The organism is Leifsonia sp. RAF41 (genome assembly GCF_052114085.1).
Classification (GTDB): Bacteria; Actinomycetota; Actinomycetes; order Actinomycetales; family Microbacteriaceae; genus Leifsonia.
On record NZ_JBFREB010000001.1, the window covers coordinates 3,094,284 to 3,111,194 of the forward strand.

Annotated in this window: 15 protein-coding genes; 5 read left to right on the top strand and 10 right to left on the bottom strand. The window is 68.9% G+C overall.

Annotated elements, in window-relative coordinates:
* Positions 1–19: 19 nt before the first annotated feature.
* Both AB4Y74_RS15030 and AB4Y74_RS15035 read left to right on the top strand, forming a co-directional pair.
* Entirely contained in the window at positions 20–646 is a 627-nt protein-coding gene (locus tag AB4Y74_RS15030) for a MerR family transcriptional regulator (RefSeq protein ID WP_441799865.1), read from the top strand.
* Positions 643–1,581, top strand: a complete 939-nt coding sequence (locus AB4Y74_RS15035) for a hypothetical protein (RefSeq protein ID WP_441799866.1) — start codon at positions 643–645, stop codon at positions 1,579–1,581. The genes AB4Y74_RS15030 and AB4Y74_RS15035 overlap by 4 nt, the downstream gene beginning before the upstream one ends.
* A gap of 25 nt (positions 1,582–1,606) precedes the next feature.
* On the opposite strand, the gene AB4Y74_RS15040 is transcribed toward AB4Y74_RS15035, so the two are convergent.
* Both AB4Y74_RS15040 and AB4Y74_RS15045 read right to left on the bottom strand, forming a co-directional pair.
* Complete coding sequence (locus tag AB4Y74_RS15040; RefSeq protein ID WP_441799867.1) at positions 1,607–3,130, bottom strand: APC family permease; 1,524 nt, start codon at positions 3,128–3,130, stop codon at positions 1,607–1,609.
* Between the two features lie 215 nt (positions 3,131–3,345).
* The gene (locus AB4Y74_RS15045; protein ID WP_441799868.1) at positions 3,346–4,482 is read right to left on the bottom strand and encodes a class I SAM-dependent methyltransferase; all 1,137 of its coding nucleotides are present in this window, start codon (positions 4,480–4,482) and stop codon (positions 3,346–3,348) included.
* Between the two features lie 150 nt (positions 4,483–4,632).
* Here AB4Y74_RS15045 and AB4Y74_RS15050 point away from each other — a divergent pair, with 150 nt between their 5' ends.
* Entirely contained in the window at positions 4,633–6,015 is a 1,383-nt protein-coding gene (locus AB4Y74_RS15050; protein WP_441799869.1) for an alpha/beta hydrolase, read from the top strand.
* Between the two features lie 91 nt (positions 6,016–6,106).
* On the opposite strand, the gene AB4Y74_RS15055 is transcribed toward AB4Y74_RS15050, so the two are convergent.
* Both AB4Y74_RS15055 and tdh read right to left on the bottom strand, forming a co-directional pair.
* Positions 6,107–7,294, bottom strand: a complete 1,188-nt coding sequence (locus AB4Y74_RS15055; protein WP_441799870.1) for a glycine C-acetyltransferase — start codon at positions 7,292–7,294, stop codon at positions 6,107–6,109.
* 2 nt (positions 7,295–7,296) lie between these two features.
* Positions 7,297–8,340, bottom strand: coding sequence for an L-threonine 3-dehydrogenase (tdh, locus tag AB4Y74_RS15060; protein ID WP_441799871.1), 1,044 nt, complete (start codon positions 8,338–8,340; stop codon positions 7,297–7,299).
* A gap of 118 nt (positions 8,341–8,458) precedes the next feature.
* On the opposite strand from tdh, the gene AB4Y74_RS15065 reads away from it, so the two are divergent.
* Positions 8,459–9,196: an isochorismatase family protein gene (locus AB4Y74_RS15065; protein WP_441799872.1), complete on the top strand. Its 738-nt coding sequence runs from the start codon at positions 8,459–8,461 to the stop codon at positions 9,194–9,196.
* 100 nt (positions 9,197–9,296) lie between these two features.
* Here the strand turns inward: AB4Y74_RS15065 and AB4Y74_RS15070 are convergent, their stop codons facing one another.
* From AB4Y74_RS15070 to AB4Y74_RS15090, 5 genes are all read right to left on the bottom strand, one after another.
* On the bottom strand, positions 9,297–9,710 hold the full coding sequence (locus AB4Y74_RS15070) for a heat shock protein transcriptional repressor HspR (protein ID WP_441799873.1): 414 nt from the start codon (positions 9,708–9,710) through the stop codon (positions 9,297–9,299).
* Between the two features lie 2 nt (positions 9,711–9,712).
* Complete coding sequence (locus AB4Y74_RS15075) at positions 9,713–10,708, bottom strand: DnaJ C-terminal domain-containing protein (protein ID WP_441799874.1); 996 nt, start codon at positions 10,706–10,708, stop codon at positions 9,713–9,715.
* Positions 10,709–10,825: 117 nt separating this feature from the next.
* Positions 10,826–11,491 (bottom strand): nucleotide exchange factor GrpE, encoded by a 666-nt coding sequence (locus tag AB4Y74_RS15080; protein ID WP_441799875.1) that lies wholly within the window; start codon positions 11,489–11,491, stop codon positions 10,826–10,828.
* 2 nt (positions 11,492–11,493) lie between these two features.
* On the bottom strand, positions 11,494–13,356 hold the full coding sequence (gene dnaK / locus AB4Y74_RS15085) for a molecular chaperone DnaK (protein ID WP_441799876.1): 1,863 nt from the start codon (positions 13,354–13,356) through the stop codon (positions 11,494–11,496).
* A gap of 167 nt (positions 13,357–13,523) precedes the next feature.
* Positions 13,524–15,122, bottom strand: a complete 1,599-nt coding sequence (locus AB4Y74_RS15090; RefSeq protein WP_441799877.1) for an MFS transporter — start codon at positions 15,120–15,122, stop codon at positions 13,524–13,526.
* Between the two features lie 99 nt (positions 15,123–15,221).
* Between AB4Y74_RS15090 and AB4Y74_RS15095 the strand changes: the two genes are divergently transcribed.
* Positions 15,222–15,953: a GTP pyrophosphokinase gene (locus tag AB4Y74_RS15095; RefSeq protein WP_441799878.1), complete on the top strand. Its 732-nt coding sequence runs from the start codon at positions 15,222–15,224 to the stop codon at positions 15,951–15,953.
* Between the two features lie 9 nt (positions 15,954–15,962).
* Here the strand turns inward: AB4Y74_RS15095 and AB4Y74_RS15100 are convergent, their stop codons facing one another.
* Positions 15,963–16,820 (bottom strand): hypothetical protein, encoded by an 858-nt coding sequence (locus tag AB4Y74_RS15100; RefSeq protein WP_441799879.1) that lies wholly within the window; start codon positions 16,818–16,820, stop codon positions 15,963–15,965.
* Between the last annotated feature and the right edge of the window lie 91 nt (positions 16,821–16,911).

Sequence of the window (16,911 nt, forward strand, 5' to 3'; positions counted from 1 at the left end):
GTAGTGCTACTATCAACCCGTGCTCATCTCAGAACTCTCCGAACGCTCCGGCACCCCCGCTGCCACGATCAAGTACTACGTCCGCGAGGGGCTGCTCCCGGCGGGCGAGCGCATCGGCGGGAATCGGACGCTGTACGGCGACGAGCACGAGCGGCGGCTGCGGTTGATCCGCGCGATGCTCGAGGTCGGCAAGCTGTCGATCGCCTCCGTGAAGAGCGTCCTCGAGGCGCTCGACGAGCCGGACGCGCCGCTCGCCCACACCTTCGACGTCGCGCAGCAGGCGCTGTCCCGCTCCGCGGTGCCGGACGTCGCCGAGCCGTCACCCGAGGCCCTCGCCCGAGTCGACGCCCTCACCGCACGCGCCGGATGGGCGGACTGCGACGACAACATCGGTCGCCAGATCGCGGCGCGCGTCATCGACGCCTTCGCGAACGCGGGCTTCCCCCTCCCCGACGACTACCTCGACCGGTACGCGGCGGCCGCGCGCGCCCACGCCGAAGCGGACCTCGCGGCCGTCGGCGCCATCCAGGACCCGTCGCGCATGACCGAGCTGATGGTCGTCGGCACGGTGCTCGGCGACACCCTCTCGCTCGGCCTGCGACGCATCGCCCAGGCCGTCGTCACCAACGAAAGAAGAAGCTCATGAAGACCGTCTTCGCCTGGCACCGTCCGCTCATGACGGTCGCCGCCCTCATGGTGGTCAGCACCGTCGTCTGCCTCGTCGGACTGCTCGTCGACCCGCGCCAGGTCACCGGCCTGGACGCCTGGGCCAAGCCGCTCAAGTTCTCGCTGTCGATCCTGCTGTACAGCGTCACGTGGGCCTGGTTGATCGCTCACCTGCCGCGCTGGCGACGGGTGGCCCACGTCGCGGGCACCGTCATCGCGGTCGCACTCATCATCGAGCAGGTGCTCATCGTCGCAGCGGCGGCGGCGGGGACCACGAGCCACTTCAACGTCTCCACTCCTCTCGCCGGCGCGATCTGGTCGGCCATGGCCGTCTCCATCACGACCCTTTACGTCTGCACCTTCCTGACCACGATCGCCGTCTTCTTCCTGCGGCTCGGCACCCGGTCGACGACGCTCGCCGTGCGGGCGGGAGCGGTGATCGCGCTCGTCGGGATGGGGCTCGCCTACCTGATGACCGGTCCGACGGCGGCCCAGCTGGCCGACTTCCGGGGGATCGCGGGCGCACACACGGTCGGTCTGGCCGACGGGGGTCCGGGCCTGCCAGTGCTCGGCTGGAGCACCGTCGGCGGCGATCTCCGCATCCCGCACTTCGTGGGGATGCACGCCCTGCAGCTGCTGCCCCTGCTCGCAATCCTGCTCGGCTGGCTGGGCCGTCGCTGGCAGCTGCTCGCCGACGACCGGGTGCGCACGCGGCTCGTCGTGGTGGCGACGGTGGTCTACGCGGCAGTGGTCGCCCTGGTCACGGCGCAGGCCCTGGCCGGCCAGTCGATCGTCCGCCCCGATGGCGTGTTCCTCGCGGCCGGCGCGACCCTCGCGGCCGCCGCCCTCGTCGCGACCACGCTCATCCTCACCCTCCGGCCGCGCTCCCCCTCGGCCCTAGTCCCCGCCGCCTAGCCCGCGAGCAGCTAGCGGGCGGCGGCTAGCGGGCGGCGGGGTCGCGGTCGTCGATGTTGGCGGGGGCGGCGGCGTCGAGGTCTTCGGGGAGCTCGAGGGGGCGCCGCGTGTAGTAGCCGCGGGCCTTGCGGTAGAAGAGCAGGATGGGGACAACGCCGAGAACGATCAGCCCGAGGCCGAGCACGTTGACGATGATCGCGTCGTCCTGGAAGTTCTGCACGATGCCGAGCACGAAGATGACGCCCATGAAGATCGCGCCCGCTGCGGGCCACAGGCCGATGAGGATGAAGTTCTTCACCGACTTGAGCAGCACCCGACGGTAGGCGACCACCACCGCGAGGCCGGCGAGCGTGTAGTAGAACGCGATCTGGATGCCGATGGATGCGATGGCGTTCGTCATGATGTCGCCGACCGTCTTGCCGATGAGGTTCGCACCCAGGAACAGGATGACGGACACCCCGACCACGACCAGCGTCGCGAACGCCGGGGTGCGCCAGCGGCGGTGAATCGTCCCGAACACCTTCGGGATGGTGTTGTCGCGTCCCATGGAGAACAGCGTCCGGGTGACCTGGATCAGGGTCGTCTCCAGCGTGGCGATGGTCGACAGCGCCACGGCGACGACCAGGATCTTGCCGCCGATGCCCGGCCAGACGGCCTCCCCGAGGATCGACAGGACGTTCGCGCTGTTCTCCTCGATGGTCTTGGCGGGCAGGATGACCATGGTCGCGATCGTGAAGATCTCGAACAGCAGGAAGACGATGATCACGCCGATGATGCCGGCCGAGCCCGCGTTCTTGTGGCCGTCCTTGGTCTCCTCGTTGAGGTTCGCCGCCACATCCCAGCCCCAGAAGTAGAAGGCGGCGATGAGCGCAGCCGAGACGAACACGCCCTGGCCGGTGAGGTGCTGGAAGCCGAGCCAGTCCCACGAGAAGGAGGGGCCGGCGTGTGCCGAGGTCGTCGCGCGGACGATCATCAGCACGGCGAAGACGAGCAGGATGCCGACCTCGATCACCGACATGATCCACTGCGCGCGGGCGGTGACGTGGACGCCGAAGAGCACACACGCCGCCATCACGAGGAACCAGAGGGCGCCGACGCCGGTGATCAGCGGAACGTTCTCCGCCTGGTCCGGCGCGAACAGCGTGACCGTCATCGCTCCGGCGGGCAGCGCGCCCGCGACCATGAAGATGGTGGCGGAGATAACGAGCGCCCATCCGGACAGGAATCCGAGGATGGGATGCAGCGCCCGCGCGACCCACGAGTAGGCGGCGCCCGCGTTCACGTCGAGGCGCCCGAGGTAGAGGAACGCCCACGCGATGCCGAGCATCGGGATGCCGCACCAGAGGAGGGCGGCCGGGGCGCCGAGAGCCGCGGCACCGACCAGCGTCGCCGTCGTGGCCGCGATCGAGTACGCCGGTGCGCTGCCCGCGACGGCCATGACGATCGACCCGGCGGCGCTGACGCCGTCGGCCTTGAGCGCGTGATTGTCACCTCGGCCGGGTTCGGTGCCACCGGGCGTGGCATCGGGCCGGGAACTGGTCTGCGTCATTGCTCTCCCTGGCTGAGAAGGGTCGCGAAGTTCGGCGGAGCTGGGGGCGCAACGCCGGTGTGCGACAGGGGGACGTTAGCAACATCCGCCCGGGAGGACAAGCGTGTTACGACGGATTCGATTGCCGAATTGCCTTCGGAGCCCCTGAAAGCGTTGCGAATCCGCTCATCCGCAACGGAAGAAGTCGTCGAACTCCCGGATTCGGCTCTGCGCGGTCAGCCGCGCTTGCGCGACGCCGTGACGGTGAATTTCGCGTTGCGGGCGATCTGCCGCGTCGGTCCCACCGTACGTTCGAGGGCCGCCCGGTACCCGAGGTGCGAGTTCCATACGGTCCACAGTTCGCCCTCGGGCGCCAGCACCCGACCTGCATCCGCGAACAGCCGGTGCGCAATGCCGGTGTGCACCGCCCCGCCGATGTGAAACGGCGGGTTGAGCACCACGAGGTCGGCGGATGCGTCGGGCTGCGAGCGCAGGCCGTCGTCCCGGACCACGGTCACGCGGTCGGCGACATGGTTGGCCGCCGCGGTCGCGGAAGCGGAGGCGACAGCGGCGGCGGACTGATCAGTGGCGATCACGTGGAGGCCCGGCCGGCCCGCGGCGAGCGCCGACGCCAGCACGCCGGTGCCGCAGCCGAGGTCGATCGCCGTGCGCGCCTCCGGCACCGCCTGCCCGAGCACGCCGAGCAGGAAGCGCGTCCCGATATCGACGGCCGTACCCGCGAATGCAGCACCGTGGGCGCAGACCCAGAGCCCCGTGTCCGCGTCCAGCGTCCGCTCGGGCCAGCGGTCCAGCACGGTGGCTGCGGCGGGATGCGGCTCCCGCGCCGTCAGCACGCGCGCCTTCTGGCGAGCCAGCGACGCCTCCACCGACCCGAACACCTCCGCGAGGACACCGTTCATCGCGGTGGTCATATGCTTCAGCATCCCGCTGGCGTAAACCGTCACATCGGGGTGCGCGTGCTCTGCGATAAGGGTGGCGATCTCGGCGAGCGCGTCGAGGCTGCGCGGCAGACGGAGGAGCACCGTCCGGGCTCCCCGAACCAGCGACTCGTCGAGCGGGCGATGCTCGAACGTCCCACCGAGGTCGAGAGCTGCCGCATTGGCGTCGAGCGCACGCTCGCCGGTGAGCGCATCCTGGTGCACCCGGATGTCGTGGGCGCCGCGCGCGGCCGCCGCGAGTGTCAATGCTCCGTACCCGTCGCCGATGACGACGAGTCCTGGCGCAGCAACCGCCTCGCCCGCGAGGTCGGCGAGCAGCCGGTCGGCGGCGTCGGACGCGAACAGGTTCGGCGCCTCGACATCCGGCCACCGGCCCAGCCGCTCATAGGGGAAGTCGGGAGCTGCGGGGGACACGCCTCCAGTCAACCAGAGGGCGCGCTCGGCAGCATCCCGTCACCGGCCGGCGGGCCTGCCTCGACCGCGAGGGGCGGGAGGTCGAACTCCTTCGCCACCGTACGCCCTGACGGCGTAGGCCCCGGCCCGGTCGGCCATAGACTGGCCGCAATGTCCGCGCTCGCCTGGCTCGCCGCCGCCCTCATCGCGGTGGGCGCATACCCGGCGTACCGCTTCGTGCGGCGCTCGTGGCGGTTCCGGGCGAACGCGACGGTGACCGCTGTCATCGCGAGCCAGGTCGCCGGCCTGGTACTCGTCGTGCTCGGCGTGCTGCTCCTCCCCCGACCGGATCTGGTCGGGATGGGATGGTTCGTCCTCCTGCTGGCCGCGACGGTCCTTCCACTCGCGATCGGCGACCTCGTGCAGTCCGCCGACCGCAGGGCCGTCCGCGTCGCGGTCGCCGCCGCCGCTGCCGCCCTCACCGTCGGCGTCATGGGTGTCGCGGCGACGCCGGCACTCGCACAGCCCGTGGTGGCCGGCCGCGCCATCCCGGTCACCGCGAAGACACTGGCCGAAGGTTATCAGCTGGCGGTGCACATCCCGCCGACGGCATCGGAGTTCGAAGCCCGCGACGCGCACCTGTTCGTTCCACCGGGCTGGTTGCGCGATCCCTCCTCCACACGGCCGGTCGTCGAAATGATGATGGGCCAGCCGGGCAGCCCGACTCTGGGCGCCACCCTGGACGCATTGCACAGCCTCGGCGACGACCGCCTCAATCAGGCCCCCTTCGTCCTGGTCGTCGACCAGCTCGGCGCGCTCGACAAGAACCCGCCGTGCGCGGACGTGCCCGGGACCAAGCTGGTCACCTATCTGGCCAAGGATGTGCCCGCCTGGATCGACACGAACCTTCCCGTGGCGCACGACCGCGCCCAGCGGGTTATCGCCGGGTTCTCGCATGGTGGCGAGTGCGCGGCGTACCTGGGTGCCGGCTTCCCGGAGACCTGGGGCGCGGTGATCGACATCTCCGGTCCGGACAAGCCGGGCGAGTACCGGCCCACCGTCACGCGCGACCAGTACTTCGGCGGCGATCAGGTCGCGTACGAGAAGACGTGGCCGGCCAACGTGCTCGCATCGCGCGACTACCCGCAGACGACCGTCGGCATCTTCGTCGCCGGTGCGGAGGATGCGAAGTTCCGTCCGCAGGTCGAGGACACCGCGACGGCGGCCGAGAACGCCGGATGGAAGGTGACCTACTGGGCGGTCCCTGGGGCGGGGCATTCCAGTCCGACGCTGACGAAAGGCCTGGCCACCGGGTACAACCAGCTGATCGGGTCGTGGATGCGCTCCGGCGTGACCGGCTCGGGCGAGCGGTTCCTCTGTGTGCCTGACCAGACGTCTCGCGCCTGCGGGCTGACGCAGGCGGCGGCGGTCGCCGGGACGGTCGCGATCGTGGACCTGTCCGCGCTGGCGGTGTTCCTGGTGATCGCGTTGAGCCTGTTCTTCGCCCGTCGCGGGGCGTCTCTGCGGCGCGCGCGTCCCTCCCTCGACGACTGACGCTGTTGCGCCCGGCCCCTTACGATTTGCGCCAAATGTCGGTTATGCGGCGCTCATAACCGCGATTTGGCGCAAATCGTGCGAGCGGGGCTTACGCGGCCACGGCGGCGCGGGATGCGATGAACGCGTCCACGCAGCGGCGGATCTCCTCGTCCGTGTGCGCCGCTGAGAGCTGCACACGGATGCGCGCGCGACCCTTCGGCACGACGGGGTACGAGAACGCAGTCACGTACACGCCCTGACGCTGCATCTCGTCGGCGATGCGGCCGGTGAGCGCAGCATCCCCGAACATGACCGGCACGATGGGATGCGCACCCGGCAGCAGGTCGAAGCCGGCCTCGGTCATGAGCCCGCGGAACAGTTCCGCGTTGGTGACCAACTGGGCCCGCAGGTGGTCCGACTGCTCCAGCAGGTCGAGGGCGGCCAGCGTACCGGCGACGATGGAGGGTGCCAGCGTGTTCGAGAACAGGTACGGCCGAGCGCGCTGCCGCAGCAGGTCGACGATCTCGCGACGGCTGGCGACGTAGCCGCCGGAGGCGCCGCCGAGCGCCTTGCCGAACGTCCCGGTGTAGATGTCGATCCGGTCGGAGACCCCGCAGAACTCGGGTGTTCCCCGTCCGTGCTCGCCGACGAAGCCGACCGCGTGCGAGTCGTCGACGAAGACCAGCGCACCGAACTCGTCGGCGAGGTCGCAGATCTCGGCGAGCGGGGCGATGTAGCCGTCCATCGAGAAGACACCATCGGTCACGATGACAGTGAAGCGGGCACCCGCATCCCGAGCCGCCTCCAGCTGTGCACGCAGGTCGGCCATGTCGCGGTTCTTGTAGCGGAACCGCTGCGCCTTCGAGAGGCGGATGCCGTCGATGATGGATGCGTGGTTCAGCTCGTCCGAGACGATGGCGTCCTCGGCGGTGAAGAGCGTCTCGAACACGCCTCCGTTCGCGTCGAAGCAGGACGAGAAGAGGATGGTCGCCTCCGTGCCGAGGAATTTCGACACCCGACGCTCGAGCTCCAGGTGCTGCTCCTGGGTGCCGCAGATGAAGCGCACGCTGGCCATCCCGTAGCCCCAGTCGTCGAGCGCCGTCTTGGCGGCATCGCGCAAGGCCGGATGGTCGGCCAGACCCAGGTAGTTGTTGGCGCAGAAGTTCAGCACCTGCTGGCCGTCGGCGGTGATGAGCGCGGACTGCGGGCCGTGGATGCTGCGCTCGCGTTTGGTGAGCCCGGCCTCCTCGATCTGCTGCAGCTGTGTCGCGATGTGCTCGCGGAAAGTTCCGTACATCTCTAGACCTCCGTCCAGTCGAGGATGACCTTGCCGCCGCCGGCCGCGGCGGCAGCGGCGAAACCCTTCTCCCAGTCGCGCGCGGGGAAGCGGTCGGACACGATCGACGCGATGGCGTCGTGCAGGGTGGCCGAGGTCTGCAGCATCGCACCCATGGCGTTCCACGTCTCGAACATCTCGCGGCCGTAGATGCCCTTCAGCGTGAGCATGTGCGTGACGACGATTCCCCAGTCGACGGCGATCTGGTGCGACGGAAGCCCCAGCATGGCGATGCGGCCGCCATGGTTCATGTTCTCGATCATCGACGGCAGAGCGGTCGGGGCGCCGCTCATCTCGAAGCCGACGTCGAAGCCTTCGCGCATCCCGAGTGCCTTCTGTGCTTCGTGGATGTCGTGCTGCGAGACGTCCACGGTGAAGTCGGCGCCCATCCCCCGCGCCAGCTCCAGCCGCTGCGCGCTCACGTCGGTGCCCACGATGAAGCGCGCGCCGACGTGGCGGGCGACGGCGATGGCCATCAGGCCGATGGGCCCGCATCCGGTGACCAGCACATCCTCACCCACGACCGGGAAGGCCAGTGCGGTGTGGACGGCGTTGCCGAGCGGGTCGAACAGCGCACCGACCTCGGGCTCGATCGCGCTGTGGTGCACCCAGACGTTGGTGGCGGGCAGCACGAGCTGCTCGGCGAACGCTCCGTCGCGCTGCACGCCGACACCCTGCGTGCGGATGCACATCTGGCGCCGGCCGGCACGGCAGTTGCGGCAGGTGCCGCAGACGATGTGCCCCTCGCCCGACACCAGGTCGCCGACCTCGACGTCGTGCACCAGGGGGCCGACCTCGATGACCTCGCCGAAGAATTCGTGGCCGGGGATGAGCGGGGCCTTCACGGCCGACGCCGCCCAGTCGTCCCAGCGCTGGATGTGCAGGTCGGTGCCGCAGATGCCGGTGCGTAGGACGCGGATCCGGACATCCTCGGGGCCCATCTCGGGCTCGGGTCGGTCGACCAGTTCGAGGCCGGGTGCGGCCTCGCTCTTGAACAGGGCTCTCATCGTCGCTTCCTCGTGGGAGTCGGTGTGCTTCATCGCGTGACCGCAGCCGCCTTGTGGGCGGGCCCGGCCGAGATAGAGCCTAGACCAGCGGTCCGGGGACGGACGCTAGAGTGCACGCATGAAACGCGCGCTGATCGTCATCGACCTGCAGAACGAGTACGTGACCGGCCATCTGAAGATCTGCTACCCCGACCTGCTCACGTCCATCCCGAACATCGAAGTGGCGTGGGATGCGGCTGACGACGACGACATTCCGGTCGTGGTCGTCCAGCACATCGAGGACGAGGGCGCGCCGGTCTTCGCACGCGGTTCGGAGGGCGCGGCCCTGCATCCTTCTATCGCCGACCGGGTGCCCGCCCACGTGGTCACCAAGGGCAGCGTCTCGGCCTTCCCGGGTACCGACCTGGAGGCATGGCTTCGCGAAGCCGGCGTGGATACGATCACGATCGCCGGCTACATGACCCAGCACTGCTGCGCGGGGACGGCCCGGGATGCGGCCGAGCTGGGCTTCACCGTGGAGTTCCTCTCCGACGCGACCGGGACGCTCGACCTCGTCAACGAGGCCGGCGCGATCTCGGCGGACGCCCTCCACCGCAGCGTGCTGGTCACCATGCAGTCGGAGTTCGCCGCCGTTGCGACGACGGAGGAGTGGACGCTGGCGGTCGAGGCCGGCGTCGCACTGCCGGGATCGAACCTCTGGGACAGCACCGGCCACGCCCGGCACCCCGCCAAGCACGCCGAACTGCACAAGCTCATGCGCGAGGTCCGAGCCGGGATCGATCGCGAGATCGCCGCCGGCGAGGCGCACAACATCGAGAACACCCTCTACGTCGGCCAGGGCGTGTCCTCGCTCTGACACTCGCCGTGCGCGCCGGCCGCCGAGTGGTGAGTGGATGCTCCAACCGGCGTCGAGTGGTGACATCATGTCGCAACTCGGCGAGAGGGCGGTCGCGAGCTCAGCGCTCCAGTGGACGCCAGACGACGACGGAGGTGCTCCGTCGCGTGCGCGTTCCGGCGCGCAGCGAGACGACCTCACCCTCCGAACCGGCGGCGAAGACGCGGCGGCCCGGACGGTTCAGGAGCTCGTCGGCCAGCGCCGACTCCAGCTCGCGGATCCGGCCATGGAGCTCGCCCACCTGGTCTTCGAGCTCGATGATGCGCCGGATGCCCTCCAGGCTCACGCCCTCGGAGCCGAGGCGCGCGATCTCCTGCAGCTTGGCGATGTCGCGCATCGAATACCGGCGCGACTTTCCGGCCGTTCGGCTGGGGCTGACGAGTCCGAGCCGGTCGTACTGGCGGAGCGTCTGCGGGTGCATGCCCGCGAGCTCTGCCGCGATCGAGATCACGAAGACCTGGCTGTTCTCGTCCATCGTCAGCTCCGGGCCTTCGTCAGGATGTCGTCGCGCGGGTTCTCGTCGGGCAGCTTCGCGGCGAACGCCTCCAGCGCATCCTTCGCCTCGGCGGAGAGGTGCGACGGGACGGCGACCTGCACGACCGCGAGCAGGTCGCCCGTGCCCTTGCTGGTCTCCACGCCTCGGCCCTTCACGCGCAGGACGCGTCCACTCGGGGTTCCGGGGGCGACGCGCAGCTTGACCGGGTCTCCGCCGAGCGTCGGGACCTCGATGGTCGCGCCGAGCGCGGCCTCCGCGAAGGTCACCGGCACGTTGACGCGCAGGTTGAGGCCGTCGCGCTCGAAGACCGGGTGCTTGCGGACGGTCACGGTCAGGACGATGTCGCCCGCCTCGCCGCCGTCCGGGCTGGGCTGACCTTTGCCGCGCAGCTTGATCTTCTGCCCGTCGGCGACCCCGGCCGGGATCTTCACCTTGATCGGCTTGCCGTCGGACGCCTGCAGCGTGATCGTCTCGCCGCGCGTGGCGGTCAGGAAGTCGATGGTCGTGTGGGCGGTCACATCGCGACCGCGGGTCGGCCCGCCGTAACCGCGGTAGCCGCCCGTCGTCGAGCCGAACCGGCCGTTGCCGAACAGTCCGCCGAAGACGTCGTCGAACCCGCCGCCTCCCTGCTGGAAGGTATAGCTCTGCTGGCCGCCCTGGCCGCCCTGGCCGAACATCCCACCGAAGACGTCGTCGAACCCGCCCTGCGCACCCGAGCCGGGCGCGGTGAACCGGGCGCCCGTGCCCATCGCGCGGATCTGGTCGTACTCCTTGCGCTCCTCGGGGTCATTGAGCACCGAGTAGGCCTCGCTGATCTCCTTGAACTTCGCCTCCGCGGCGGCGTCGCCGGGGTTCGAGTCGGGGTGGTACTTGCGCGCCAGCTTGCGGTACGTCTTCTTGAGGTCGGCCGCGCTGACGTCCTTGGAGACGCCAAGCACTTTGTAGAAGTCCTTGTCGAACCAGTCCTGGCTAGCCACGGGCGCCTCCTCTCAGGTCGTTGTCTATCGTGGATGAAGTCTGTATGTTTCGCGCGCACACGGCGACCGGAGCGGCGGGACGCATGTCCCGCCGCTCCGTCATGTGCTGCAACCGGCTCAGGCCGGCACCGCGACGACGACCTTCGCCACCCGGACGGTGGTGGAGCCCAGCCGGTAGCCGGTCTCCACGACCTCGGCGACGGTGTCCGCCGTCACGCCGGGGGTGGGCTGCTGGAAGATCGCCTCGTGGATCTGCGGGTCGAAGGGCTCGCCCTTCTCGCCGTACGGGGTGAGGCCGAGACGCTCGACCGCGGTGCGGAGCTTCGCCGCGATGGACGAGAACGCGCTGCCCTCGCCCAGGTCGCCGTGCTTCTCCGCCCGCTCGAGGTCGTCGAGCACCGGGATCAGGCCCTTCACGGCATCCCCCACTGCGCGCTCGCGCTCGATCTCGCGGTTCGCCTCCGTGCGCTTGCGGTAGTTCGCGTACTCCGCGGTCACCCGCTGGAGGTCGGCGAGGCGCTCAGCCGCAAGCTGCTCGGCGGTCGTCTGGCCGGAGAGGATGTCGAGGTCGTCGTCGCTCAGGATGTCGCCCTCCTCCTTCTTCTCCTCGGCCGGGCCGACGTCGACGAGCTCCTCGTGGGAGAGGTCGTGCTCGCCGGCGTCGTCCTGCGGCTCACCGTCGGGCTGCCGGACCTTCCCGGTCTCGGGGTCGATCTTCCGCTTGTCGCGGATGATCGGCTCCTCGCGTTCTGGCTCTTCCGAGCCACCGTTCTGGTCCGACATCGTTACTTCTTCTCCTCGTCGTCGACGACCTCGGCGTCGATGACGTCCTCGTCGTCGGAGGACTGCTCGCCCTGCTGACCCTCGGCCGGCTCGGATGCCGCTGCCTCCGGAGCCTGCGCGGACGAGTAGATCGCCTCGCCGAGCTTGCCCTGGCTCGCGTTGAGCTTGTCGTACGCGGTCTTCACAGCGTCATCGTCTTCGCCCGCGAGCGCGGTCTTCAGCCCGTCGACGTCGCCCTGGACCTCGTTCTTGACATCCTCGGGGAGCTTGTCCTCGTTGTCCTTGATCAGCTTCTCGATCGAGTAGACGAGCTGCTCGGCCTGGTTGCGGGTCTCGGCGGACTCGCGGCGCTTCTTGTCCTCCGCCGCGTGCTCCTCGGCCTCGCGCACCATGCGCTCGATGTCGTCCTTCGGCAGGCTGGACCCGCCAGTGATCGTCATCGACTGCTCCTTGCCGGTGCCCTTGTCCTTGGCGGACACGTGCACGATGCCGTTGGCGTCGAGGTCGAAGGTGACCTCGATCTGCGGGATGCCGCGGGGCGCCGGGGCGATACCGGTCAGCTCGAAGGTGCCGAGCGGCTTGTTGTCGCGAGTGAACTCGCGCTCGCCCTGGAAGACCTGGATCGCGACGGACGGCTGGTTGTCGTCGGCCGTCGTGAAGGTCTCGCTGCGCTTGGTGGGGATGGCCGTGTTGCGCTCGATGAGCTTGGTCATGATCCCGCCCTTGGTCTCGATGCCGAGGGACAGTGGGGTGACGTCGATGAGGAGGACGTCCTTGCGCTCGCCCTTCAGGACACCGGCCTGCAGGGCGGCGCCGACGGCGACGACCTCATCCGGGTTCACGCCCTTGTTGGGGTCCTTGCCACCGGTCTCCTGCTTCACGAGCTCGGAGACGGCGGGCATGCGGGTCGAACCACCGACGAGCACGACGTGCGCGATGTCGCCGACCTTGATGCCGGCCTCGCGGATGACATCCTGGAACGGCTTCTTGGTGCGGTCGAGGAGGTCGCTGGTCATCTGCTCGAACTGGGCGCGGGTGAGCGTCTCGTCGAGGTTGGCCGGGCCGTTCTCGGTCAGCGAGAGGTAGGGCAGCTGGATGCTGGTCGACATGCTCGACGACAGCTCCTTCTTGGCCTGCTCCGCCGCCTCCTTCAGTCGCTGCAGGGCGATCTTGTCCTTGGAGACGTCGACGCCGGTGCTGTCCTTGAAGCGCTTGATCAGCCAGTCGACGACGCGCTGGTCCCAGTCGTCGCCGCCGAGGCGGTTGTCGCCGGCGGTGGAGCGGACCTGGATGGTCGAGAAGTCGTCGTCCTTGCCCACTTCGAGCAGGGAGACGTCGAACGTGCCGCCACCGAGGTCGAAGACGAGGATGAGCTCGTCCTCCTTGCCCTTGTCGAGGCCGTACGCGAGTGCGGCAGCGGTGGGCTCGTTGATGATGCGGAGCACGTTGAGGCCCGCGATCTCGCCGGCCTCCTTGGTGGCCTGGCGCTCGGCGTCGTTGAAGTACGCCGGAACGGTGATGACCGCGTCGGTGACGGTGTCACCGAGGTACTGCTCGGCGTCGCGCTTCAGCTTCTGCAGGATGCGGGCCGAGATCTCCTGCGCGGTGTACTTCTTACCGTCGATGTCGGTGGTCCAGTTGGTGCCCATGTGGCGCTTCACCGACGATATGGTGCGGTCGACGTTGGTCACCGCCTGGCGCTTGGCGGTCTCGCCGACGAGGACCTCGCCGTCCTTGGTGAAGGCGACCACCGACGGGGTGGTGCGGAAGCCCTCCGCGTTCGCGATGACCGTGGGCTCGCCGCCCTCGAGCACCGAGACGACGGAGTTCGTGGTTCCGAGGTCGATTCCTACTGCACGTGACATATGTGCTTTTCTCCTTTGTTGCTGGCTTGTGGGCCGTGAAAGTCTGGGGTCAAGACTTGAGCCTCGACGACTCAACACTGCCATCCACGCGGGACCGTGTCAAGATGTCGACGTCAAAACTTGAGTACACATGACTCAACTTTCAGGAAGCCGCACGTATTCCGCGCTCAGCCGGCGAGAGTGCCCTCGGCCGCGGCGTTGGGCGCGGGGTCGGGCAGCCGGCGCATCCGGAAGGCGTTGCCGACGCCGAGCAGGCCCGCCAGCAGCGGCACCAGTAGGGCGACCTGCAAGGAGATCGGCCGCGACTCGGTGTTGATGCGAATGACCTCGGCCTGCACCGCAGGCGGCTCGGTCGCCAGCAGCTCGGCGAGCTTGGTGTTGGACATGACCTCGGCATCCGTCTCCAGCACCTGCGAGATCTGCTGCTTGTCGTCGGGCGGGAGGACCGTGCTCGCATCCGTCTTGGCCGTGAACGTCGTCGCCAGCGTCGCCAGCATGATCGCGCCCGCGAACGCGAGCCCGAAGGAGAGCCCGAACGACCCGGCGGCCGAGTTCACGCCCGCCGCCTCGCTGACCCGCTCATCCGACACTGGGGAGAGCGTGTAGTTGTTCAGCTGCGAGACCAGCAGTCCCAGCCCGCAGCCGGCGACGATGAGCGGCAGGGTGAGGTACCAGCCGGACGTGGCGATCGGCACCAGGGGGATGATCGACGCGATCCCGACGACCACGAGCACGAAGCCCCACAGGATGAGCGACGCCGGCCTCCGCTTCAGCCTGCGACCGGCGAGCAGGGCGACTACGAACATACTCAGCGACAGCGGTGCGATGGAGAGCCCCGACCACAGGGCGTTGTATTCGAGCACCATCTGCAAGTAGATCGGCAGCGCGATCATCGTGCCGCCCAGCGCGATCTGCTGGAGTAGCTGGCCGGACACCCCCGACTGGAACAGCTTCGACCGGAAGAGCCCCGGGTCGAGCAGGGTGGGCTTCGACCGCCGCGATCGGTACCGCAGCCAGATGACCAGCGAAAGCAGCCCGGCGACGCCGACGAGGATGATGAGCAGCACCCGCTCTCCGCCCTCCTGCCAGACCAGGATGCCCGTGACGATGCCGCCCATGCCGATGACTGAAAACAGTGCGCCGACCAGGTCGATCGACCGCTCGCCGGTGTATGGGACGTCCTTCACCAGGCCGATCCCGGACAGCACGACCGCGATGATGACGGCTTCGAGCAGGAAGCCGACCCGCCACGACAGGAATGTGGTGATGAAGCCGCCGAGCAGCGGTCCGACCGCCGCCGCGATCGCCGCGGATGCTCCGACGAGCGCGTAGACCCGCTTCTGCTGGGCGCCCTCGAAGTTGCCGTGGATGAGGGACTGCATCGCCGGCAGGAGCAGGGATGCGCCGATGCCGCCGATGACCGCCCAGAACAGAATGATCGCCCCGAGGTTCTGTGCCAGGGTCATCGCGATGGCGCCGACGGCGTACCCGAGCAGCCCGAGGACGTAGGCGAGCTTGCGCCCGATCAGGTCGCCCGTCTTGCCGCCGATGAGGATGAACGCCGCCGACACGAGCGCTTCGAGCGCGATCGCGCTCTGCACCCCGCTCACCGTCGTGTGGAGGTCGTGGACGACTGCCGAGATCGAGACGTTCATCAGCGACGTGTCGACGACCAGCACGAACATCGCCATCGCGAGGAGGAGCGCAAGGCGCCCGTTGAACGTGGTCGGCGTCGCGTTTCCGCCCGCCGAGCTTGCAGCCGACATGACCCACCTCTCGTCTGGCGTCAGGGAAGCACACGACGCGATGATTGGGACTCCCCCAATTCACACCGACCCCACAAGCACCGTCGATAGCGTCGAAGCATGGATACGGATCCCGCCGCAGCACCGCTGCTCTCCACGCGCGCGATCGAAGCGCTGCAGAGCATCGACCCCGCCACGCTGAGCGAGGTGCAGGCGTTCCGCGACGATTTCGCGCGGTTCATCATGCCGTACAAGTTCGGGATCGACGAGATCTCGACCAAGGTCAGCATCCTGCGCGAAGAGTTCGCGGAACTGCACGACTACAACCCGATCGAGCACATCTCCAGCCGCCTGAAGTCGCCGGAGAGCATCGAGCAGAAGGTCATCCGCAAGAACTGCGACCCCAGTTTCGATGCGATCCGCGAGGCCATCACCGATATCGCCGGCATCCGGATCGTCTGCAGCTTCGTCTCCGACGTCTACCGTGTCTTCGACCTGCTCACCGCACAGGAGGATGTGCGGACGCTCCGGGTGAAGGACTACATCGCCCACCCGAAGCCGAACGGCTACAAGAGCCTGCACGTGATCGTCGAGGTACCCGTGTATCTGAGCGAGGGGCCCGTACTTGTGCCCGTCGAGATCCAGCTGCGGACGGTCGCGATGGACTTCTGGGCCAGCCTCGAGCACAAGATCTACTACAAGTACGACGGCGAAGTCCCCGAGGGCCTCCTCCGCGACCTGACCGCGGCGGCCGGCACGGCGAGCCAGCTCGACGTCACCATGGAGGACCTGCACCGCCAGGTGCGCGGCGACGACCGCGGGACCGTCTACAGCCTCCCGGCCTCGATCTGAGCCGGACGGTCAGTAGCCGACGACGCCGGTGAAGTCCGGGGAGCCGTCGGGTCGCGCCGGCAACGGCTGGCCGTTGATGTAGCGCGGCCACTCCAGGCGGAGTCCGGCGGAGGCGTCGAGACGCGGGTAGGGCGAGGTGGGAAGCGAGGCCGGAGTCGGTCCCGTTGCCGCTGCCGGCGGAGCCTGCGGCGCCGGAGCGAACGCCATAGCGGCGGGCCCCTGCGGCCGCACGGCCTTCGGCCCGAACAACGAGTACGTGAGCGGGATGAGGACGGTGCCGAGCGCATCCAGGATCGCCACCACGGCGACCAGCCGCCAGTACGTCTCGCCGAAGTCGACGCGCGTCCAGATCAAGGGGAGCGACAGGCCGCCCGTGAGCAGGCCGACGAGCACCAGCGTCGCCACGGTCACCTTGCTCATGATCGGCCCCGTGAACCGACGCTGCGTGTTGAGGACGAGGTGGATGTGCAACAGGCCGATACGGGTGACCAGCACGAGCAGGAACCACGAGAACGGCTCCCACCAGGGCTCGGCCGCGTCGTAGCCGAACCCTCCGACGGGCTGGACCGCCGGCATCCACACCTTCCACAGGCCGATGCCGAACAGGTACACCGACGTGATGACACTGACCGCGCCGAACCAGGCGGCCCGCCGAGCGGAGACGTCCGCGTCGTACCAGGACACCAGCGCGAAGAAGACGAAGAGGCCGATCGTGCCGATGAGCCGCCAGCATGTCTCGTCGAACCGGCCGAGCACGACGGCGTAGACGCCGACCAGCGCGGCGGCAATCAGCGCGCCGACGACGATGCGCGGCATCAGGTGACGGACCCAGCCGTAGGGATTCGGTGCGGTGCGGGCAGTGCTCACGGAGCCTCCGATGTCGGGTGTGCCGCAACGCTATGGCCCAGCGGCCCAGCGGAGAATCCGTGCGTCCACGGAATCCCGCCCGGCGATCCGG

Bases quoted from the DNA above. Each gene is read 5' to 3' on its own strand.
- AB4Y74_RS15035 (WP_441799866.1), top strand. From the start codon at position 643: ATGAAGACCGTCTTCGCCTGGCACCGTCCGCTCATGACGGTCGCCGCC.
- AB4Y74_RS15040 (WP_441799867.1), bottom strand. From the start codon at position 3,130: ATGACGCAGACCAGTTCCCGGCCCGATGCCACGCCCGGTGGCACCGAA.
- AB4Y74_RS15050 (WP_441799869.1), top strand. From the start codon at position 4,633: ATGTCCGCGCTCGCCTGGCTCGCCGCCGCCCTCATCGCGGTGGGCGCA.
- AB4Y74_RS15055 (WP_441799870.1), bottom strand. From the start codon at position 7,294: ATGTACGGAACTTTCCGCGAGCACATCGCGACACAGCTGCAGCAGATC.
- tdh (WP_441799871.1), bottom strand. From the start codon at position 8,340: ATGAGAGCCCTGTTCAAGAGCGAGGCCGCACCCGGCCTCGAACTGGTC.
- AB4Y74_RS15065 (WP_441799872.1), top strand. From the start codon at position 8,459: ATGAAACGCGCGCTGATCGTCATCGACCTGCAGAACGAGTACGTGACC.
- AB4Y74_RS15070 (WP_441799873.1), bottom strand. From the start codon at position 9,710: ATGGACGAGAACAGCCAGGTCTTCGTGATCTCGATCGCGGCAGAGCTC.
- AB4Y74_RS15080 (WP_441799875.1), bottom strand. From the start codon at position 11,491: ATGTCGGACCAGAACGGTGGCTCGGAAGAGCCAGAACGCGAGGAGCCG.
- dnaK (WP_441799876.1), bottom strand. From the start codon at position 13,356: ATGTCACGTGCAGTAGGAATCGACCTCGGAACCACGAACTCCGTCGTC.
- AB4Y74_RS15090 (WP_441799877.1), bottom strand. From the start codon at position 15,122: ATGTCGGCTGCAAGCTCGGCGGGCGGAAACGCGACGCCGACCACGTTC.
- AB4Y74_RS15095 (WP_441799878.1), top strand. From the start codon at position 15,222: ATGGATACGGATCCCGCCGCAGCACCGCTGCTCTCCACGCGCGCGATC.